Source organism: Rhizobium sp. 0TCS1.26, assembly GCF_050455525.1.
Lineage (GTDB): Bacteria > Pseudomonadota > Alphaproteobacteria > Rhizobiales > Rhizobiaceae > Neorhizobium.
Genome location: NZ_JBCIYV010000002.1, coordinates 412,315 through 432,076 on the forward strand (window position 1 = coordinate 412,315; position 19,762 = coordinate 432,076).

At 63.5% G+C, this 19,762-nt stretch carries 26 protein-coding genes and 1 riboswitch; of the genes, 9 read left to right on the forward strand and 17 right to left on the reverse strand.

What is annotated here, in order from left to right; genetic code table 11:
* Positions 1 to 72: 72 nt before the first annotated feature.
* Entirely contained in the window at positions 73 to 345 is a 273-nt protein-coding gene (gene dmeR / locus AAIH46_RS09130; protein WP_430305540.1) for a Ni(II)/Co(II)-sensing transcriptional repressor DmeR, read from the reverse strand.
* Between the two features lie 162 nt (positions 346 to 507).
* On the opposite strand from dmeR, the gene AAIH46_RS09135 reads away from it, so the two are divergent.
* Positions 508 to 921: a MerR family transcriptional regulator gene (locus tag AAIH46_RS09135; protein WP_430305541.1), complete on the forward strand. Its 414-nt coding sequence runs from the start codon at positions 508 to 510 to the stop codon at positions 919 to 921.
* A gap of 9 nt (positions 922 to 930) precedes the next feature.
* Here AAIH46_RS09135 and AAIH46_RS09140 read toward each other — a convergent pair whose 3' ends face one another.
* Both AAIH46_RS09140 and AAIH46_RS09145 read right to left on the reverse strand, forming a co-directional pair.
* Positions 931 to 1,254, reverse strand: coding sequence for a type II toxin-antitoxin system RelE/ParE family toxin (locus AAIH46_RS09140; protein WP_430306526.1), 324 nt, complete (start codon positions 1,252 to 1,254; stop codon positions 931 to 933).
* Complete coding sequence (locus AAIH46_RS09145; RefSeq protein WP_430305542.1) at positions 1,254 to 1,541, reverse strand: hypothetical protein; 288 nt, start codon at positions 1,539 to 1,541, stop codon at positions 1,254 to 1,256. The genes AAIH46_RS09140 and AAIH46_RS09145 overlap by 1 nt, the downstream gene beginning before the upstream one ends.
* Positions 1,542 to 1,736: 195 nt before the next feature.
* Between AAIH46_RS09145 and AAIH46_RS09150 the strand changes: the two genes are divergently transcribed.
* Positions 1,737 to 2,303, forward strand: a complete 567-nt coding sequence (locus AAIH46_RS09150; RefSeq protein ID WP_430305543.1) for an N-acetyltransferase family protein — start codon at positions 1,737 to 1,739, stop codon at positions 2,301 to 2,303.
* A 207-nt stretch (positions 2,304 to 2,510) separates the two neighbouring features.
* The gene (locus AAIH46_RS09155; protein ID WP_430305544.1) at positions 2,511 to 3,041 is read left to right on the forward strand and encodes a GNAT family N-acetyltransferase; all 531 of its coding nucleotides are present in this window, start codon (positions 2,511 to 2,513) and stop codon (positions 3,039 to 3,041) included.
* Between the two features lie 243 nt (positions 3,042 to 3,284).
* On the opposite strand, the gene AAIH46_RS09160 is transcribed toward AAIH46_RS09155, so the two are convergent.
* From AAIH46_RS09160 to AAIH46_RS09190, 7 genes are all read right to left on the reverse strand, one after another.
* Positions 3,285 to 4,472, reverse strand: coding sequence for a hypothetical protein (locus tag AAIH46_RS09160; RefSeq protein WP_430305545.1), 1,188 nt, complete (start codon positions 4,470 to 4,472; stop codon positions 3,285 to 3,287).
* Between the two features lie 225 nt (positions 4,473 to 4,697).
* Entirely contained in the window at positions 4,698 to 5,006 is a 309-nt protein-coding gene (locus AAIH46_RS09165) for a hypothetical protein (RefSeq protein ID WP_430305546.1), read from the reverse strand.
* Between the two features lie 2 nt (positions 5,007 to 5,008).
* On the reverse strand, positions 5,009 to 5,782 hold the full coding sequence (locus AAIH46_RS09170) for a CbtA family protein (protein ID WP_430305547.1): 774 nt from the start codon (positions 5,780 to 5,782) through the stop codon (positions 5,009 to 5,011).
* A gap of 16 nt (positions 5,783 to 5,798) precedes the next feature.
* Entirely contained in the window at positions 5,799 to 5,975 is a 177-nt protein-coding gene (locus AAIH46_RS09175; RefSeq protein WP_430305548.1) for a CbtB domain-containing protein, read from the reverse strand.
* A 24-nt stretch (positions 5,976 to 5,999) separates the two neighbouring features.
* Positions 6,000 to 6,205: riboswitch (cobalamin riboswitch) on the reverse strand.
* A 51-nt stretch (positions 6,206 to 6,256) separates the two neighbouring features.
* Entirely contained in the window at positions 6,257 to 7,174 is a 918-nt protein-coding gene (locus AAIH46_RS09180) for a c-type cytochrome (RefSeq protein ID WP_430305549.1), read from the reverse strand.
* A 92-nt stretch (positions 7,175 to 7,266) separates the two neighbouring features.
* Complete coding sequence (locus AAIH46_RS09185) at positions 7,267 to 7,710, reverse strand: c-type cytochrome (protein ID WP_430305550.1); 444 nt, start codon at positions 7,708 to 7,710, stop codon at positions 7,267 to 7,269.
* 174 nt (positions 7,711 to 7,884) lie between these two features.
* A complete protein-coding gene (locus AAIH46_RS09190; protein WP_430305551.1) occupies positions 7,885 to 8,517 on the reverse strand; it encodes a LysE family translocator in 633 nt (210 codons plus the stop codon).
* A 133-nt stretch (positions 8,518 to 8,650) separates the two neighbouring features.
* On the opposite strand from AAIH46_RS09190, the gene AAIH46_RS09195 reads away from it, so the two are divergent.
* Positions 8,651 to 9,358 carry a helix-turn-helix transcriptional regulator gene (locus AAIH46_RS09195; RefSeq protein ID WP_430305552.1) on the forward strand — a complete coding sequence of 236 codons (708 nt, stop codon included), beginning with the start codon at positions 8,651 to 8,653 and terminating at the stop codon, positions 9,356 to 9,358.
* 52 nt (positions 9,359 to 9,410) lie between these two features.
* Here AAIH46_RS09195 and AAIH46_RS09200 read toward each other — a convergent pair whose 3' ends face one another.
* From AAIH46_RS09200 to AAIH46_RS09210, 3 genes are all read right to left on the reverse strand, one after another.
* Complete coding sequence (locus AAIH46_RS09200; RefSeq protein ID WP_430305553.1) at positions 9,411 to 9,824, reverse strand: hypothetical protein; 414 nt, start codon at positions 9,822 to 9,824, stop codon at positions 9,411 to 9,413.
* Entirely contained in the window at positions 9,809 to 10,507 is a 699-nt protein-coding gene (locus tag AAIH46_RS09205) for a SatD family protein (RefSeq protein WP_430305554.1), read from the reverse strand. The genes AAIH46_RS09200 and AAIH46_RS09205 overlap by 16 nt, the downstream gene beginning before the upstream one ends.
* Positions 10,508 to 10,649: 142 nt before the next feature.
* The gene (locus AAIH46_RS09210; RefSeq protein ID WP_430305555.1) at positions 10,650 to 11,252 is read right to left on the reverse strand and encodes a superoxide dismutase; all 603 of its coding nucleotides are present in this window, start codon (positions 11,250 to 11,252) and stop codon (positions 10,650 to 10,652) included.
* A 318-nt stretch (positions 11,253 to 11,570) separates the two neighbouring features.
* On the opposite strand from AAIH46_RS09210, the gene AAIH46_RS09215 reads away from it, so the two are divergent.
* The gene (locus tag AAIH46_RS09215; protein WP_430305556.1) at positions 11,571 to 11,960 is read left to right on the forward strand and encodes a hypothetical protein; all 390 of its coding nucleotides are present in this window, start codon (positions 11,571 to 11,573) and stop codon (positions 11,958 to 11,960) included.
* 149 nt (positions 11,961 to 12,109) lie between these two features.
* Positions 12,110 to 12,601 (forward strand): DUF4142 domain-containing protein, encoded by a 492-nt coding sequence (locus AAIH46_RS09220; protein WP_430305557.1) that lies wholly within the window; start codon positions 12,110 to 12,112, stop codon positions 12,599 to 12,601.
* Positions 12,602 to 12,662: 61 nt separating this feature from the next.
* Here the strand turns inward: AAIH46_RS09220 and AAIH46_RS09225 are convergent, their stop codons facing one another.
* Positions 12,663 to 13,550, reverse strand: coding sequence for a branched-chain amino acid aminotransferase (locus AAIH46_RS09225; RefSeq protein ID WP_430305558.1), 888 nt, complete (start codon positions 13,548 to 13,550; stop codon positions 12,663 to 12,665).
* Positions 13,551 to 13,775: 225 nt separating this feature from the next.
* Positions 13,776 to 13,928, reverse strand: coding sequence for a hypothetical protein (locus AAIH46_RS09230; protein WP_430305559.1), 153 nt, complete (start codon positions 13,926 to 13,928; stop codon positions 13,776 to 13,778).
* 132 nt (positions 13,929 to 14,060) lie between these two features.
* On the opposite strand from AAIH46_RS09230, the gene AAIH46_RS09235 reads away from it, so the two are divergent.
* Positions 14,061 to 15,527, forward strand: a complete 1,467-nt coding sequence (locus AAIH46_RS09235; RefSeq protein ID WP_430305560.1) for a phospholipase D-like domain-containing protein — start codon at positions 14,061 to 14,063, stop codon at positions 15,525 to 15,527.
* 60 nt (positions 15,528 to 15,587) lie between these two features.
* Positions 15,588 to 16,229, forward strand: a complete 642-nt coding sequence (locus tag AAIH46_RS09240; RefSeq protein ID WP_430305561.1) for an exopolysaccharide biosynthesis protein — start codon at positions 15,588 to 15,590, stop codon at positions 16,227 to 16,229.
* Positions 16,230 to 16,287: 58 nt separating this feature from the next.
* Here AAIH46_RS09240 and AAIH46_RS09245 read toward each other — a convergent pair whose 3' ends face one another.
* Positions 16,288 to 17,391, reverse strand: coding sequence for an aldo/keto reductase (locus AAIH46_RS09245; protein WP_430305562.1), 1,104 nt, complete (start codon positions 17,389 to 17,391; stop codon positions 16,288 to 16,290).
* A gap of 100 nt (positions 17,392 to 17,491) precedes the next feature.
* Between AAIH46_RS09245 and AAIH46_RS09250 the strand changes: the two genes are divergently transcribed.
* Positions 17,492 to 18,379 (forward strand): LysR family transcriptional regulator, encoded by an 888-nt coding sequence (locus AAIH46_RS09250; RefSeq protein WP_430305563.1) that lies wholly within the window; start codon positions 17,492 to 17,494, stop codon positions 18,377 to 18,379.
* A gap of 395 nt (positions 18,380 to 18,774) precedes the next feature.
* Here the strand turns inward: AAIH46_RS09250 and AAIH46_RS09255 are convergent, their stop codons facing one another.
* Positions 18,775 to 19,680, reverse strand: coding sequence for a LysR family transcriptional regulator (locus AAIH46_RS09255; protein ID WP_430305564.1), 906 nt, complete (start codon positions 19,678 to 19,680; stop codon positions 18,775 to 18,777).
* Positions 19,681 to 19,762 lie beyond the last annotated feature (82 nt).

Sequence of the window (19,762 nt, forward strand, 5' to 3'; positions counted from 1 at the left end):
GCGGATTTCCTCTCTCTTGATGTCCTCACCGGCAACACCCGCAGACATCGCTGCCCGGCGCCTTACCCACCGTCAGCGGATATAGGTGCGCAGCGCCGCCGCCAGTTCCTCGGCCGCCTTCTCGCGCTCCGCATGGCTTTCCGCGTGCAGAACATGCTCGTGCAGATGCGCCTGCATGACTTCGCCCGTGAGCCCCGACAGCGCACCACGGATGGACGCCAGAAGCTGCAGGACTTCACCGCACGGCGTGCCAGCCTCCAGCGACCGCTCGACCGCCTGCATCTGGCCCTTGAGGCGCCGGACGCGGGCGAGAAGCTTGTCGCTGTCGCGGATCGTGTGGCTCATGACATGTTCCTATACTATACTCCCCCACCCTATGGCGGCGAGTGGCAAAATCAAGCCGTCCCCGATGCGACCACGGCACCTCTCCTGCAGACCCTGCTTGCGCGCGGCAGCAAAAACCACCACATAATGCTCCATCGACTAGAGCTTTGGAAAGGCTGCCGCATGTATTCGATCGGCGAGGTTTCGCGGCGCACCGGCGTCAAGGTGCCGACCATCCGCTATTACGAGCAGATGGGGCTGATGACGCCCGGCGAACGCTCCGAGGGCAACCAGCGGCGCTACGGACGGCCGGACATCGAGCGCCTGGCCTTCATCCGCCACGCGCGCGATCTCGGCTTCGAGATCGACCGCATCCGGCAGTTGCTGGCGCTCGGCAATCATCCCCAGGCACCCTGCGAGGATGCCGACCAGATCGCATTCGCGCATCTGGTTCAGGTGCGCGAGAAGATCGACAAGCTGAAGCGCCTGGAAAGCGAGCTGGAACGCATCGTTTCGCACTGCGGCGGCCATACGGTCGAGGATTGCTATGTGATCCGGGCCCTCTCCGACCATGGGCTGTGCGAACACGAGCACTGAGGTTCGACCTCACGCTGCGCCCGGTTTGCCGCGAAGCAGCGCCTCGTAATCTCGACCGCCATAGAAGACGTTGGTGATTTCGACGCGGTCCCCCTTCATCACGTAGGCGATGACGGCCGCCCGTTCAAAAGGAACCACACGCAGACCCGGTGCAAGGTCGTCACGCGGCCGCCCGCCGCTTGGGACGTTGCCGATGCGGCGGCACCGCGCCATGATCCTCTCGACAAACCCGCTGGCGACCTTGGAACTGCCGCTCACCTCCAGAATGAACAGATATGTGTTTTCCAGATCTTCGATCGCAACCAGCCGATAAACGACAGGCAATCGCCTGATCACGCGCGTGACCTGGCGCTTCTGTCAATAAAGCCGGCGATGCGTTGTTCGGCTTCGTCTGCCGACAGCGGCTCTCGTGGATCCTCCAGCGACGCCCGGACGCGTTGCGCAATGTCCTTGCTGATCAATTCTTGCAGATCGGCGTCCCCGTCCTCGTGCACAAGCAAGCGGACGGCCGCCTCAATCGCTGCTGCGGTGGACGGATACTCGCCGCTCGCCACACGGCTCTCCAGAACCTGAATGACCTCGGTTGAGAGCTCGACGTTGATGCTTCGGGTCTTGCCCATGACAGCCTCCTGCAGATCACAGTCTAGCATAGCCAATTCCCATGAGAAGCCGAAGCCGCCGATCTTGCTGCCGATGCATTGCTCTTGACATCGCTCTGCAACCGGCGCATCCATACCGACATGATGATCGTACGCGCACCTATCTCCGCCACGTATTTTTGGGCCTACCGGTAACGGGCGGCTCGACAGATCACTTTGTCAACAAGCCGCCGTCAGGCGGCTTTGTTGTTTCAAACGGCACCTGACGGCACCATAGACCCAGAGGATGCCGCAATGACCGAAGACAGCGAAATCTCCCTTCTCCGCCCGGATGTCGTGAATATCCGAAGTGCCAGACCGCGGGACCTGCCGCAGCTGAGCGAGATGATCGCAGCGCTTGCCGCCCATCACGGCGACGCCGCCGCAATGACCGCCGAGACGCTGGAACGCGACCTGTTCGGCCCGATGCCGTGGATCCAGGCGCTGGTGGCCGACGGCGGCGAGATGCTGATCGGCTACGCCATTCTCGTGCCGCTCTACAGGGCGCAGGAAGGCAAGCGCGGCATGGACCTTCACCACCTCTTCGTCCGCGACGGCCATCGCGGCCATGGCATCGGCCAGCATCTGGTGGCGCGTGCCCGCGACAACGCCCGCGCGCAAGGCTGCGACTACCTGTCGGTCAGCGCCGCCACCGGCAATTTCGCCGCCCACCGTTTCTACGAGCAGATGGACTTCGTGCCGCGGCCGGTGACCGGCATGCGGTTCCTGCAGGCGATCGGGTGACGCCTTCGCCCGGTGAGGGTGCTCGCGCTCTCGACCCTGTCTGGATGCAGCCTGCCCAACACCTCGCCCGCCCCTTCGATCAGGCTCTTTCCAGCCAGCTCGGCGGCCGACGCCGGCATCAGAGGGTCGGCTTTGCGGCAATAGCGGACATTGATAGACGTGAGAAGTCCCGTATTCTGTTTGCCACGATTCGACAGGGGGGGTTCAATGAGGGAATTCCAGACAGTCAACCTCAAGCTCAGGCCATGCACTCCAGCGGATCGAAATGACTTCATCGATTTGGAGCGTGACCCCGACGTTATGCGCTTTCTCAATGGAGGGCCGGTCGACCATGAGACTACGGACCCCGAAAAGGTTACGTTTCTGATGCCGAGAGGAACCGAGCACGATGTCTGGACGGCGCAACGGATCGACGATGACGTATTTGTTGGCTGGTTTTGTCTATCCTCGGAGAGCGATGGAGTAGCGGAAATCGGTTACAGACTGCGACAAGACGCCTGGGGGAAAGGGTATGGGTCGGAGGGGGCGTGTGCACTCGTGAATTGGGGTTTCAAGGTTGCTGGCTTTGAAAAAGTCGTGGCCTGCACTATGGCGGCGAACACAAGATCGCGCCGTGTCATGGAGAAAATCGGCATGAGATATACGCGCACGATCCCTTTCGAGGCCGCGCATTTTCCCGACACTGAGCAAGGGGAAGTCTGGTACGAGCTGACACGCTCGGTGTGGGAACGAACCTGATGTCCCACTTCGGGCCGACTGCCGTCATGGCGTAGAAGCGCAACAGCGGACATCGTGAAGCCATGGCAATTAGCGCCCCCAAATTATTCCTTCATAACGTAGGCGAACTCCGCTTACACTATCGCGACAAGCGATCTGATGGCTCTCGTCTCGGAGGCACTCGGAGACCTCCAGCGAGGCGTCGATGGCGGCCAGGGGCTTAACTTCTCAGATGTGGCTCTGACCTGTCGCGACTATTTGGCGTCAGGTGGCAATTCCCTCGGTGAGCTTCCCGGCCAGATGGATGGCGTGCGCGGCGACCTGTGCCTGACGCTGTGCTTCCATCTCCGCCATCAGCTTACGCCCCTCCGCAAGCTTCTCTTTCGACATGTCGGCATCCATAATTCTGCCGAGTTCGGCTTCGACCTGCCTGCCGACACCTTCGAACGAGAAGTCGTTCTGGTATGCGCGCTGCATGACCCAGTTAAGCAGCTTGGCGGCCTCCTGTCCAATTTCCTTGTCGCTGAAGATGCGCTTAAAGCACCACAGGACGACATCGACCACCTGCAGGCCTGCGCTTTCTTCTTCAGTGGCCGTCCGGAACGTGCTGCCGGTCACCTTCTGGACCTTGAACGCCTTGCTTTCGCCTGGCCATGAAAGTCCCTCTGCATTCGCAAGCTCAGGTTTGGATATGGTCGCATGCCATGTGGCGAACGCCTTCTCGACTTCAGCCTGCTTGTCGTGGACAATCTCGCGAACTGGCCGCTTCCAACGCTCCGAGGCATTCTGCAGACCATCCAGAAGATTCACAAACGCCACGAAATTTGGTGAGTGCTGATACCGCAAAGCCTTCTCTGAAATGTGGGTCGAGAATTCCTCGGGGTTTGCAATCGCCCACTCAAGCGCGTCAGTGATGATCTGGCGGCTACGCACATCGGGCACGAACTGGACATTGTCCAGCATCGCTTCTGCGCCGAGCACGAAGTGCTTCTTAGAAGTAAACTCGCTCTTGGCCGTCACGCAGTCCCAGACGATCGCCGCAATTTCCGGCGTGATGACGAAGCTTGCCATCTTGAATGTTAGCAATAGACGCAGGTGGCGCAGCCAGTACGCAGACCACGGCACCGCCTTGTTCTCGCCCTGATCAAAATAGACGTCAATCACCTTGCAGGCAGCGAGGTACTTCTTCTCCACGCGAGAGATAAAGAAGCGGCAGTCCGTCTTTTTCAGGAGCTTCAGTAGGTCCGGCGCGATTTGCTCAATCTTGGCTACGCCGAGGACGTTCGCATGCAATGCATCTACATCGACCTTTTTCGCAATGGCAGCGATGCTCGCTTTTGCAACGAGGTCGAAGTTCGTCTTAGTTATGAAAGCTGCGGTGACAAACAGCGGCTGATCTTCGTCGAAGAGGTTATTCAGCGTGTTGCCCGTCTTATCTACGTAGGCCCACATTCTTTTCTCCAGGCATTAAGGGACGCGACCATTGCATGGAAAGCGGCGGAGTCACGAATACTTTTCACCACTCTGCTTACCAGAAGCGGTCAGTCAGAAATCCACGGCATCTCAGAGACGTGCTGGCTTACCTGAAATGTCCGCAATGGGCCGATGGCGGTCATACCGACCCAAGACAAACGGTGACAAACATCGACGCCTGACGACCAAACGGCGCCCGCCTCCTCACCCGCCCAGCACCCGGCAGACCTTGCCCGCCCCACCGGATGTTTCGCCATTGATGGCGCGGCGGATGTCACGGCTGTTGAGATGAAGGTTGCGGCCGGGCTCGATCGCCTGGCGCGCGATCTTCAGGCGGGCCGCGGACAGGAAAGCGGCCTCATGCTCCAGGAAGAAGCCGAGGCAGGTATCGCGGGCAGGCTCGCTGCCCACGAAAGTACGAAACGCCAGCCGGTGGACGAGGCAGAGACCCCCATGCTCGGGCAGGCAGAACTGCAGCGCGTCGAGATCGTCCCGCCACGCTGCAGGGGTCATCGTCAGCGGGCCGTCTCGAAGCGTTTCAGGAAGGCACCGCTGAGTGCGCCGAGCAAGGCCCAGAAGATGAAGCTGGTCACCGTCGCCGCGATGATGAACCGCCGTTCAAGGCCGAGCGGCGCCAGCGCGTGCTCCCCCTCCGGCGGCAGCGGTGCGCCGATCACATGCGGTGCGGCGATCAGCACCACGGCCAGCAAAGCGGCCCAAGGCTCGCGCCGGAAGGCGATGAGGCCGATGCCGACGGCAGTGGCGAGTGCCGTCGAGATCCACCAGATCTGGCGGGCCCCGAGGTCGCCGGCCGGCGAGCCTGGCAATTCCGGCGGAAGCCCGATCATCGGCGCCAGCATGACGGAGGCGAAGCCGGCAAGCCCGAACAACAGGCCGGAGCGCCAGCCGACCGCCGAGCCGAAGCCAAGCTGGCCGGCAACCGACAGCACCGCCGTCAGCACCAGGGCATAACCGATGCCGGTGAGGACGTTGGCGGCAACGGTATAGGCCGTGCGTTCGAAACCATCCGCAGGTGCCCAGCCGTCACCGTGATCATGCCCGGCAGCGCCGGCATCGTGATCTTGGGCGGGCGCCGCCGCCGAATGATCATGCGGCGCGGTGCCGGCGGCGTGCTCATGAGCTTCAGGTTGGGACGCTGCCGGGGCTGCGTTCTCGTAGGTCTCGGCCGCCAGGATGAGCGGCGTCGTGCCGACCATCTGCATCAGCGAAACGGCAATACCTGTTACAATCCCCACCACGACGGCGGAGAAGACAATCGATCTGAACATGATGAAAACCTGACCCTTAGTGGCAGGGGAAGGCGTTGGCGTGGCGCGTGTCATGCGCTGCGTTGTGAACGGCTTCCGCATGGGAGAACCCGACAAAACCGACAATGAACAGGCCAAGCGCTGCGGCAAAGACTGCCTGCAGAAGTGATGTGGATTTCGCCGCGGTACCGGCGACAGACGTTTGGATCGACATGCAAAACCCCTCGTTGCATATGTGTTGACGACATATGTGCTGGCAGGTCTCCTGGCTCGCGGGTCGCTGTGCAAGAACCAGCCTTCCCGGTTTCCCAGTGGCCAGAACGGTCCAAGCACTCGCCGCTCACAGTTGCGGGGGCAGCCACGAATGAGGTCAATCGACCCTATCGTGTTCCCTTTTCATCCGTCCGGGTTTTCCCGAGCGGAACCAACACAAGCTTCACTTGTGCGCTTGAGGTGAAATGCTGTCAAGAGTGCGCGCATTGGCCGATATCGGCCTCAGAGGGAGGGCACGGCCTTCAGGTAGGCGGCGATCGCCTCCAGGTCCGATTTCGGCAGATGCGCGAGGTTTCGCTGCACCTCCACCATCGAACCGCCGACACTGTCGAAGTCCGGCGTGAAGCCGGTCTCCAGGTAGTTGACGATGTCAGCCTCGCTCCAGCTGCCGATCGATTGCGACCCGGGGGTAATGTCGGGAATACGCCCCTCGCCTTCCGGGTTCGGCCCGCCGGCCAGCCACTGGCCGCTCTGAAAGCCGCCCAGCGCGTTGCGCGGCGTGTGGCATTCGCCGCAGTGGCCGGGGCCTTCGACGAGATACTGGCCGCGCTTGACCGCATCGCTGGCATCCGCCGGCAGGGCAATGCGCGGCTGATCATTGAGGTAGAGAAGCTTCCAGCCGCCGACGGCCATGCGCATGTTGAAGGGAAAGCTGAGCGCGTGCGGCGGCGCGACGTCGGGGCTTGCCGGCAGGCTCTTCAGGTAGCCGAACAGGTCGTTGATATCGCCGGCGGTCATCCGGCTGTAGGAGCCGTAGGGAAAGGACGGGTAGAGGTGCTCGCCGTTCGGACCGACGCCGCGGGTCATCGCGTCGCCGAACTGGGCGAGCGTCCAGCCGCCGATGCCGGCCTCCGGATCGGAGGAGATATTGGGAACGTTGAACGTGCCGAAGGCCGTCGGCAAGGCGCGTCCGCCCGACAGAAGCTTGGCGGCGTCGCCCCCGGCACCCTTTGCCGCATGGCAGCTGGCGCATCCGCCGGCCCAGAACAGCCTCTCCCCATGCGCCAGGTCCGGCGTTCCGAGATCGGCCCAATATCCGGCTTGATGCGGATCAGGCATGGTCACCGCATAGGCAACCGCCGCTCCGGCTGCGACGACCGCAACGCCGGCCACGCATAGTTTGACCCAGATCGAGGCCATCTTCCCTCTTCACCTTCGACTGCCGCATCCGGCCGGATGGTCCTGGCGCCGCATCGACCGGACCGGCCGGCGGCGCCGATGTCGCAAAAAGCTCAGCGCTTCAGGCGGTAGGTCTGGTGGCAGGTGCCGCAGTCGCTGCCGAGCGTCTGCACCGCCTGGCCGACGGCTGCAGGATCAGCCGGCATCGAGGCGAGAACCGTATCGGCATCGGTCGACAGCTTCATCGCCTTCGACTTGAAGTCGTCCATGCTGGACCAGATCGCGGGGGCCGCCTCGGACTCGAAACCCGTTTCCGAGCCTGCCGGGAAGTGGTTGGGGAAATCCTTGGCCGACGTGCTGATCGTCGTCAGGGCCGTCTTCACGGTCGCCGCGTCGTAGGGTTTCTGGCCCTTGGCGATGGCAGACAGCGCGCCCATCGATCCACCGACCTTCTTCATCAGTTCCTGGCGAACGACCTGCGGCTCATCGGCGGCAAACACGACGCCGGCGCCAAGACAGAGGGCGAGACCGGCAGCGGCCATGAAATTCAACTTCATCGACAAATCCCCTTCAAACGGCGCCGGCTTCTGCCGATGCGCAGCAACATCATCATGCTTACACGCTAGTGCGCTGATTAAAATGACATATCTGGATGCACACAGAGATGTGAAGACGGTAGCGATCAGCGCTTGCGCATGCGCCGCGGTGCATTTGTCGAACAGCCTGCCGCCTCAGCGCATCAGGCCCTCCCAGAGCGTCACGAGCGACACGGCCATCAGCAGCATGCCGGCGATGCGGCCGATCCAGATGGTGGCGCTCGCATTGCCGACCAGAAGCCGGCGGGCGCTGCCGGCGGCGACGGCCATCCCGCCATAGACGCCGAGCTGGGTTGCCGCCGTCATGGCGCCCATGACGACCGCCTGCGGCGCAAGCGGACCGAACTCCGGGCGCAGGAACTGCGGATAGATCGCCAGCATGAAGAGGTAGGCCTTGGGGTTCATCAGGCAGGTGACGAAGCCGCGGCGCAATGCTTCCCAGCTGGAGCGCGTCTCCGCCTCGCCCAGGTGATCGACGGTGATGGAGCTGCGCATCAAAGTGACGCCGATCCAAGCCATGTAGAGGGCGCCGATCACCAGCAGCGGCCGGAACAGGACGGGCATGAGGCTTGCGAGAAGCCCGACGCCGAAGGCCCCATAGAGCGAATGGACCAGCCCTCCGGCGATGATGCCGGCGGTGGCGGCAAGCCCCGCGCGTCTGCCGCGGGTCAGCGCGTTGGCGAGCACGAAGATCATGTCCATGCCCGGCACGACGATGATGCCGAACAGGAGGGTGAAGAAAAGCCAGAGATTTTCGCTATAGGTCATGTCAGTTGCAGGCCTCCGTTGACGGCGGCAAATTGCCGGGCCACCTTGTTTTCGCGTGGGATCGGCGGCTCTATAGGCGAGGCCTCCTGACAGCGTTCTGTCAGGAGGGACGTGCGGGAGGTGGGAAAATCCGATGCGCAAGGCGTCGCGCCTGTTCGAGATTATCCAGATTCTGCGGCTTGCCCGCAGGCCGGTGACGGCCGCCACGATCGCGGCGCAGCTGGAAGTGACGGCGCGCTCCATCTACCGCGACATCGCAGCCCTGCAGGCGATGCGGGTGCCGATCGAGGGTGGGCGCGGCATCGGCTACATCCTGCGGCCCGGCTTCACGCTGCCGCCGCTGATGCTGTCGATCGAGGAAAGCGAAGCGATCGTGCTGGCGCTGGCGCTTCTGGAGCGGACCGGCGACACGGAGCTCAAGCAGGCGGCCAAGCAGGTGACCCGCAAGATCGCCGCAGCCGTGCCTGCGCCGCTTGCCGAAAGTTTTTCGCGCAATGCGCTGCATGCCTGGGGCGCGGTGGCGCCGGCGCCGGATGCCGCCGATCTTTCCACGGTGCGGCGGGCGATCCGCGACGAACAGAAACTGCTGCTCGACTACCGCGACGAACTGGGACGGGCGACGGAGCGGCAGATAAGGCCGATCGCGCTCATCTATTACTCACAGACCGCCAATATCGTCGGCTGGTGCGAACTGCGTCAGGCGATCCGCAATTTCCGCGTCGACCGCGTGGCGCGCTGCGAACCGGTCCCGGACTTCTTCCGCCACCAGGGCGAGGAACTGCGGCGGCTCTGGGTGGAGGGCTGGACCGCGAAGCCGGATGCGGCCAAGGCTCCGGCCTGAGCGTTGCCGAAGGCTCGCGCGCCACGGTGATGCCTGCGAAGGCGAGCGACCGCTAGCGGGTCGCCTGCGCGTCCGGGAGCTTGAAAAGCATGTGGCGGAGATCGACGCCGAAGTGCTGGTCATAGGCGGACCACACACCTGTCACCGTAAGCGTCCAAAGGATACTGAACATCGAACCCACCAGGAAATATTCGGCAAATTCCCGCTGGTCCATCTTCTGGAACCGGGCAACCGTCTTCAGCGCGATGACTGCAGCGAGGATCTCCCAGCTGTGGAGCAAGATGCCCGCTGAGAGGATCAGTCTTTCCAGGATGCCGATCACCCTGCCGGCCCTGTAATCGGGCGCTGGTAGCTGCGCGGTTGCGGCCGTGAGGCCGGTGATCTTGAAGATCAATCGACAGATGACATTGCCGACATAGGTCAACAGCAACAGCGCGACCGCCGTATAAGTCACACCATGGAGCATTCCTCGGTCCTCTCCGTGGTGAACAGTTCATCCAGCGTCGACAGAGCCTCGTTGATGGCGTTCCACTGCGTCATGTAGAGCGCGAAATTCCCGGACGTGCGAACCTTGTAGATGTTGTGCACGGAAACGTTGCGTAGTCTGGCGATCTCTCGAGGTGTCGAGCCATCGAGCAGCGCCCGGATGTCGCTTCGCTGGGTGTCCGTCCAGCTCTGCTCGATCACCGTGAGCGTCGCCCCGCTCGCCTCCAGCATGATCTCCAGCAGGGGATGGCCAATGACATCGAAACGATAGCGATTGCTCGCCCGTTTGTCATTCAACTTGGCGCGCGTACTCGCAAAGCCCGGCCCCATCATGTTCCAGGCCTTTTCCGTATTCACCGGCGTCTCAAGGTGAACGGCACCAATCGCAAAGCGGCAGTCGATCGAATGCGCCATCAAGTCGTGACGGATCTCGCGTGCCAGATGGGCAGCCGATACGAGCGACGTGACCAGACCCTGAAACTCGTCGCCCAGAGTGATCGTCAAAGGCGACGCAAGCATCGCGGCGTTGACCTTGTTGTGATGGTTCACGACTTCATTGAAGCGCGCGTGTAGCTCCGCCGTCGAAGCGACATGCTCGCTTCCCACGATATCACCCATCAAAACTGCGGAGTAAGTTGCCATTTCACCCAAATCCGGGTTCATATGAAAATGTAACCGAATACGGGAACAGTATGCACATTCACCCGATAACGGGTCAACCAAGATTTTGCGCGCGGTTGCTGCCGCTCACGAAAAAGCCCGGCACCTTGCGATGCCGGGCTCTTGGAACGGGAGATCGAGCCGCTTACTTGGCGGCGGCTTCGTACATTTCCAGCACGTAGTCCCAGTTGATCAGGTTGTCGACGAAGGCTTCCAGATACTTCGGACGGGCGTTGCGGTAGTCGATGTAGTAGGAATGCTCCCAGACGTCGACGCCGAGGATCGGGGCGCCGCCGTGAACCAGCGGGTTTTCGCCGTTCGGGGTCTTGGAGATGACGAGCTTGCCGTCCTTCACCGAGAGCCAGGCCCAGCCGGAGCCGAACTGCGTGGTGCCGGCCGCAACGAAATCGGCCTTGAACTTGTCATAGCCGCCGAGATCGCTGTCGATCGCCGTCTGCAGCTTGCCGGGCAGCGACTTGCCGCCGCCGTCCTTCTTCATCCACTTCCAGAAATGGATGTGGTTGTAATGCTGGGCGGCATTGTTGAAGAGGCCGGCATTCGTGCCGAACGACTTCTTGACGACTTCCTCGACCGACAGGTCGGCCATACCGGCTTCCGCAGCCAGCTTGTTGCCGTTGTCGACATAGGCCTTGTGGTGCTTGTCGTGGTGGAATTCGAGCGTTTCCGCCGACATGTAGGGGGTTAGCGAATCGTAGGCATAGGGAAGTTCGGGAAGTTCGAAAGCCATGATCTTTACTCCTTTTCGGCAGAACACCTTGAATGGATGTTGAGCGGGAACATAGGTGGATGAGAGGCGGGAGGCAACGGCTGCCAGGGCATTATTCAGCCTCTCCGGACGCTGATTGGACAACCGAAACCGCCGGTCACGGGAGGCCTCGATTGCAGAGCCGGTGGCCCGGCCGCATCATTGTTCCATGAGTGGAGATAGACGCTTGCGCGGCACTTTCAATGCCTTGCGGATCATCCTTCTGACGATCTGCCCGCCCGTCATGCCCATGCCTTGTTTGAGCCCTCTCCTCCCAGGCGCAACACATTCGGAGGCGGCATGACGAAGACCAGCACAGTGTTCAGGACGCGTAACCGGGCGGGAACGAGGATCTGCGCATCGGTCCTCTTGGCCGGGCTGACCTTGGGCTCGGGAGCCGGCCTCGCCCGTGCCTCTTCCGACAACGCCTGGGCGGACTTCGCCAAAGAGGTGGAGGCCTCGTGCCTGAAGGCGGCGGCAGCACAGATGGACAAGCCGAAGGCGGTGGTCGATCCCTATGGCAGCCAGAGCTACGGCATGGCACTGGTCAGCGGTCCGGCGAAAGGCGCCAAGGTCAAGGCCGGCACCGCCGACATCACCCTCATCTGCGTCTTCGACAAAAAGACCCGGCGCGCCGAAGTCGGATCGGAGCTTTCGCCCCGGCAGGTGACGGTGAAGCCGAAAGCCTGAGGCGGCGATCCATCAGCGATCCTCGGCAGGAGGGACGGTCGCGTCGCCGACGGCGCCTAGACAAGCCCTCTCGAATATACGCGGTCGCTACAGGAACTCTCTCCCATACCACCAGTTCGTCGGCCGGGCGGACTATCAGGAGAGAGAGAATGCACAGACGCAACCTTCTGGCCGGCATTGCCTTTGCCGGCGTTCTGCCCGTCGTCGGCAGCGCCATGGCCCAGAGCGGCAGGACCATAGAACGCGGCAAGATGCAGGCGCTGATGGGCGGCGATTTCGCCACCATGTCCAGCGAGCTTGCCTTGAAGCGCGGCTCGTCTGCCGCCGTTCGGACCTTTGCCAAGCTGGAGATCAGCGAGCAGGCGGCCGTCGCCGAAGCCTTCGGTGCACGGCCGGGCTCGGCTGGCGTCAGCGCCCGGCATCAGGCGATGCTGGAACGGCTGCAGGCAGCCCGCGGCCGCGATTTCGACCGGATGTACATCGACGGCCAGATCGCCGGCCACAAGGAGCTGCTGACCATCCACCGGCGCTACGCGCGCAGCGGCAGCGATCCGATGGCGCGCGGCGCCTCGACGGTCGCGGTGCCGGCGATCGAGACCCACCTTGCCATGCTGATGACGATGCAGAAGTCGGTCGGCTGAGAGCTCAGCGATACTGAGGCCGATGCGGCAGGAGCGCTGAAACGCCCCTGCCGCAGGCGCATCAGGCGGCGATCCTGGTCGCCGAGCGGGCCCAGTCCATGTACAGTTCCAGCGCCTTGCGGGCGACGGGTCCCTCCTGGAATTCCTGGTCGTCCAGCCGGTTGATCGGCACGATCTTCGAGAAGTTGCCGGAGGTGAAGATCTCGTCGGCTGTCTTGAAGTCCTGAACGGTCAGCGTGCATTCGCGCACCTCAAGCCCCGACTGGCGCAGCAGGCCGATGATCCGGGCGCGGGTGATGCCGGCGAGGAAGGTGCCGTTGGCAACCGGCGTCATGACGACACCGTCCTTGACCATGAAGATGTTCGAGGACGCGGTTTCGGCGACATTGCCGTTCATGTCGCGGGCAAGCGCATTGTCGAAGCCGCGGTTGCGGGCCTCGATGATCATCCGGCCGCTGTTCGGATAGAGGCTGCCGGTCTTGGCGTCGGTCATCGCCACTTCCGGGTTCGGCCGGCGGAACGGCGACACGGTGAGCGAGCTCGGCTTGGCGGTGTGCATCGGCGCCTCGAACAGGCAGAGCGCGAAGCGGGTCGAATCCGGATCCGGCGCCACCACCGAATTCGCCATGCCGTGCTCCGACCAGTACATCGGCTTGATGTAGATGGCGGTCTTGCCGTCGAACTTCGTTACCCCTTCGAGCGCCAGCGCCTCGATGTCGGTGGCGGCCATCACCGGCTTCATGCCCATGTTGATCGCCGAACGGTTGACGCGCTGGCAGTGCATGTCGAGATCCGGCGACATGCCGTCGAACCAGCGGGCGCCGTCGAAGACCGTCGAGCCGAGCCACATGGCATGCGAGGTGGGACCGATGAGCGGCGGGTTGCCCGTCACCCACTCCCCGTCGACGAAGGTCCAGGTGGTGGTGCGGGGGGCGGTATTGACGGCCATGATCGTCTCCTCGAATGCGTCGTCTGGGACATAGAAAGTCGGGCGAGTGAAGGCGCGACGTCCAGCAAGGTCAAGGATTTTCTGGCCGTTCCGCCACCTTCGAAAGAAAATTGCTCCGCCAACGGGCGGTCGGGAAATGCGCGGCCTGCGTTCCACAACGCGCGGCGATTGGTACATCAGGATCGCTGATGGATGACGCCGCGCAAGGCGCTGCGAAGGGCAAGCCTATGGCTGCTGCGTCGGCACCGGCAGCAGCGGCGCCTCCTGCGGCGAGACCCCCGTCGGGCCCGGGGGAACGATGAAGCCGCGCTCGAACAGCGGGATGCACAACACGATGGCGATCAGCACCGCCAGCAATAGAAACCAGGTAATCCGCATCGTTCCTCGTACTTTCTGATCAACTCCTCATAAAGCGAGTATGCGGCACAAATTCGGTAACCCCTGAATTTCACCGGAACAAACCGGCGGTCGCCTGCGTCTTTGCCCCGAAACCTAACCATGGGGCGAGCGATGACATCCATCCTGGTGGAAGGCGAAACCTGCTGGCGCAAGGCCCGGGCGGACCGCTTCTCGGTGATCGTCGATGCCGGGGCCTTCTTCCGGCTGGCGAAGTCGGCGATGCTGAAGGCGAAGCGATCGATCATCCTGATCGGCTGGGACTTCGATACCCGCATCGAGCTGACTCCCGACAACAAGGATGACGAGCATCCCGACAAGCTCGGCCGTTTCTTCGAGCATCTGGCGCGGCGCAACCGGGAGTTGGACATTCGCATCCTCAAGTGGGATTTCGGGCTGATCAGCTCGATCACCCGCGGCGAGACGCCGGTCCACATGCTGCGCTGGATGTTTTCAAAGCAGATCCACCTGAAGCTCGACCGCGCCCATCCGCTGATGGCGGCGCATCACATGAAGCTGCTGATCATCGACGACAACGTCGCCTTCTGCGGCGGCATCGACATGACCGTCGGCCGCTGGGATACCCGCGACCACCTCGAAGACGATCCGAACCGCCGCTCGCCGTTCGGCGGCCAGGAGCCGCCATGGCACGATGCGACGACGTGCCTGTCCGGGCCGGCGGCCGCAGCGCTTGCCGAGCTGGCGCGCGACCGCTGGGAGATGGCGACCGGCGAGCGCCTGCCGCCGGCAGCGGTGGAGGGCGATCCTTGGCCGGATGACCTGGAAGCCGAGTTCTCGGATGTGGAGATCGGCGTTTCCCGCACCTCGCCGAAGTACAAGGATCGCGAGGAGGTGGTGGAGATCGAGACGGCGACGCTGGCGATCATCGCCTCGGTGAAGAAGAGCCTCTACATCGAGAGCCAGTATTTTGCCTCGCGGCGGATCGCCGAGGCAATGGCCACCAGGCTCGAGGAGCCGGACGGACCGGAAATCGTCATCGTCAACCCGAAGAGCGCCAGCGGCTGGCTCGAGGAAAAGACGATGGATACCGCCCGTTCGAGACTGCGCGACCTCGTCGAGAAGGCCGACCGGCACAAGCGCTTCCGGCTGCTCTATCCGGTGAACGACCGTGGCACGGCGATTTACGTGCATGCCAAGATCATGATCGCCGACGACCGCATCCTGAAGCTCGGCTCGGCCAATCTCAACAACCGGTCGATGGGCTACGACACCGAATGCGACGTGCTGCTGCAGGCCGGCGAGGACGAGCAGGTGTTGCGCGAAACGATCCTGCGCCAGCGCAACGATCTGCTGGCCGAGCATCTCGGCCGGCCGCTGGAGGCGGTGGAGGAGGCGCTCGCCCGCAATGATGGCTCGATGACGAAAACCATCGATACGCTGAACCAGCCGGACCAGCATCGCGGCCTGAAGCCCGTCGAGCACCGGCCGCTCGGCATCGACGACGAATGGGTGGCGGAATCCGATCTGGTCGACCCGGAGCGGCCGTCCGGTGTGCGTTACCGGACGTCGCAGTTTCTGCGCAACAAGTTCGGCCGACGGATGTTTGCCAGGCACGCCTGACCCAAGGCGAAACCAGATGCAGCTTCCGCGACGGCGGGGGCCTCAACCGCGGATTTCCTGATGACGGCCAATCCATCGCAGACGACGAACACCGGCACGAACGCCGGCCAGACCGGCGAAATGGAGGGCCTGAAGGATGTGCTCTCGTCGATCCGCGCGCTTGCCGGCCGCCAGGACGAGGTGAGCGTCCACGATATTCGCGAGCAGATCGGCGAACGCTCCTTCGGGCCGTTCCTGCTGGTGCCGGCGGTCGTAGAGATCAGCCCGATCGGCGGCATCCCCGGCCTGCCAACCGTGCTTGCGATCATCATCGGCCTCTTCTGCCTGCAGATCCTGATCGGCCAGAAACATCTGTGGCTGCCGCAGTTCATCGAGAAGCGTCGCATCCGGTCCGACAAGCTCGACAAGGCCATGGCCAAGCTCGAGCCGGTGGCGCGCTGGACAGACCGGCTGCTGAAGCCGCGGCTGAAATGGCTTACGAAGCCGCCCTGGCTGCAGGGGATCGCGGGCCTCTGCATTCTCCTTTGCTGCACGGTGCCGCCGCTGGAACTGATCCCGTTCGCCAGCACCGCGCCGATGGGAGCGATCGCGCTCTTCGGCCTGTCGGTGATCGCCCGTGACGGCGTCGTCACGACGCTTGCCGGCATCGTATCGCTGGGCGCCATCTATCTTGTCTACCTGGTGGCGACAGGCGTGACATGACGCGCTGCGGGCTCCACCGGTCCATCGCCTGTCATGGTGACCCTATCCCGGCCCGGGGTCAGGCGCGCACGTCGGCGCCACCGAAGACGATCTGGTTGCGGATCGCCGGCTGGAACAGGCCGTAGAGGAAACTGCCGTCGCCACCGCTCACCGCGTCCAGGGCCTGCAGGTGCTCCGGCGACAGTTGAAGATCGAGCGCGCCGACATTGTCGTCCACCTGCTCTGTGCGGCTGACGCCCATCAGCGTCGAGGTCACGCCCGGACGGCCAAGCACCCAGGCAAGCGCAATCCGCGCCGGCGTTTCTCCCGTTTCGCGCGCCACCCGCTTCACCTCGTCGACAATCCGCCAGTTGCGGGCGGTAAACAGGGTGTCGCCGAAAGGATTGGCACCGTCGAGGCGCTTGTCGTCCTGCGGGCGCGGCTCGCTGCCTTCGCCGCCGACATTCGGAACACCGCCCTCGCGCGGCGGGGCAGCCTCCACCACGTCACGCTCGTACTTGCCGGTCAGAAGGCCGTATGCCAGCGGGCTCCACGGCACCAGGCCCAGGCCGAAGGCCTCACTCAGCGGAACATGCTCGGCTTCCACCCCGCGTTCGACGAGCGAATAGAAATACTGCAGCCCGATCGGTGCCGGATCCCCCTGCAGCCGGGCGAGTGTCGCGAGCTCGGCTGCATACCAGGCCGGGGTGTTGGAGATGCCCCAGTAGCGGATCTTTCCGGACCGAACGAGGCCGGACATGGTGTGCAACAGCTCGACCGCCGGCGTCACGCCGTCCCAGATGTGCATCCAGTAAAGGTCGATGAAATCTGTGCGCAACCGCTTGAGCGATCCTTCCACGGCGGCGTGGACATGACGCGCGCCGTTGCCGCCCTGATGGAAGCCGCGGCCGGTGGAGAAGCCGGACTTGGTGGCGACGACCAGCTGATCGCGCAGCTTGCGCTCGTGGATGAAGGTGCCGACGAGCTCTTCCGAGAGGCCACCCGAATAAACATCCGCCGTATCGACGAAATTGCCGCCAAGCTCCACGTAACGGTCGAACACTGCCTGGCTGCCGGCATCGCCGGTCCCCCAGCGCGGCGTGCCGAAGGTCATCGTGCCAAGCGCCAGCGGGCTGACGAGAAGGCCGGAGCGGCCGAGCGGGCGATAGGTCTGCAGGTTCATGACTGTCCCTTTCAACAGGTGCGGTTCACCCTATATGGATCAGACCTCTTGTGCCGATTAGACAGGAATAACCGCACGGGTCCCTGAAGGATTTTCATCAATGGATCGCGATCTCTGGTCCGGACTTGCGGTCTTTGCGCAGATCGTCGAGGCCGGCAGCTTTACCAAGGCGGCCGCACGGATGGGGCAGTCCCCCTCGGCGCTCAGCCACGCGATGCGGTCCCTGGAGACAAGGCTCGGCGTGCGTCTTCTGGATCGCACGACGCGCTCGCTTGCGCCGACGACGGCCGGCGAAAGCCTGCTGCAGCGCCTGCGCCCCGCCATGGTCTCGGTGGACGAGGCGCTCAGCACGCTCGATCAGGCGCGTGACAAGCCGGCCGGTCGCATCCGCATCAATGCCCATCGTCCCGCGGCGGTGCATGTCGTCCTGCCGAAGCTTGCGCCGTTCGCGCTCAGCTATCCGGATGTGGCGGTGGAACTGGTCGTCAATGACGGGCTCGTCGACATCACTGCCGAGCGGTTCGACTGCGGCGTGCGGCACGAAGGCGAACTGCAGCGCGACATGATTTCCGTGAGGATCAGCGATCCGGTGCCGCTGGTTTTCGTCGCGACACGGCGCTACCTCGACGACCACGGAACGCCGCAGACGCCGGACGACCTGGGACGGCACCGGTGCCTGTGCTACCGCTACACCTCCTCGGGCACCATTCATGTCTGGGAGTTCGAACGGGGCGGCCGGTCCCTCGAGCGGGCCATTCCCGGATCCTTCGTCACCAACGATGTCGACCTCATGCGGGATGCCACGGTGGCGGGCCTGGGGATCGCCTGCCTGCCGCTCCCGCATGCGCAGCGGCATCTCGCTGCAGGCGAGCTCGTCGAGATCCTGTCCGGCTGGGCGCCGACGCTGCCGCCCAACCACCTCTACTACCCGAGCCGCAGGCTACCGAGCGCCGCATTCCGGGCCTTCGTGCAGGCGATGCGCGACTGACGATGAGATGCCCGCGCACGTAAAACAGCCGGCCCCAGCGCAATTTTTTGCCTGACCGCGACCAGGCGGCGGCCGAGCAGCGCATGCAATAGAACGCGCCATCAACAGCGCAGCATCCGTTTGATGGATGATGATCGGTTGGCGGCGGCCCGGCAGGCTGAGCACCGCGCGCGGGGACACGGGACGGTCGGTTTGCGGGACAGTGATGTCATTCATGATCGTAACTCCCAGTTGGGCGACGAGCCAATCCCATCGCCCAATGACGCTACCTTGAATTGTATTTTCTGCTCGTATTCGCGCTTTCGCGGCGCGCACGACAATTGCGCGGCACGACAGCAGATCCGCTTGACATGGTGGTGTAAGCGAGGATCGGGCGCCGGCTTGACGCCCGCTCGTCACCCCACCCGGCCGCGCTCGGCGAGAAACTCCAGCAGTGCCCGAACCCGCGACGGCAGCGGTCCGCCCTGCCCGACATGTACGGCGTAGAACTCCTCGCGGTCGCCGGCACTGTAGGCCTCGAGGATCGGCAACAGCCGCCCGGCGGCAATATCGTCGGCGACGGTGAAGGCGGACATGCGGACGATCCCGACGCCGGCGAGCGCCAGCTGCCGCATGCCCTCCCCGTCGTTTACCTGCACCGCGCCGGCCGGCGTGACGGAGAAGATCTGTCCGTCGACGAGAAACGGCCAGTCGCGGACCCGGCGCGTGTAGGAGAACCGCAGCAGCGTGTGGCCGCCGAGTTCCGCCGGATGCCGGGGCACACCCGTTCGTTCGAGATAGGCGGGAGAAGCGACGATGACGATCGGCGTCTCGCCGAGTTTTCGGGCAACGAGGCTGGAGCTTTTCAGGGGGCCGGTGCGGATCGCTACGTCCGTGTGGTCGGCCAGCAGGTCGATCACCGTATCGGTCTGGGCGATGTCGAGCGTCACGCCGGGATAAAGCGCCAGGAATTCCGGCAGCAGCGGGTTGAGCACATGCGTGCAGTAGACCGAACTGCTGTTCAGCCTTATGCGGCCGACCGCTTCGACGGCGGCGCCGGCGGCCCGTTCGGCATCTTCGATGCTGGCAAGGATGGCGGTCGATCGGTCGAAGAAGTCGCGGCCTTCGGGGGTCAGCTGAAAGCTGCGGGTGGAGCGCTGCACGAGCCGGGCGCCCAGTCTTCTCTCCAGCCGGCTGACCAGCTTGCTGATCGCCGACGGGCTCATGCCCAGATTGCGCGCGGCCGCCGAAAATCCGCCGCCTTCCACGACCGCGACGAAGACCTGCATCTCGCCGGATCGGTTGACCTCTGGACGCAGCATCGATGACCTTTCGTCACAAGTGATGTTCTTTCGGTCAATCTAGTTCACAGCGGCTGCGACGTCTATCTCCTCGGGCAACACA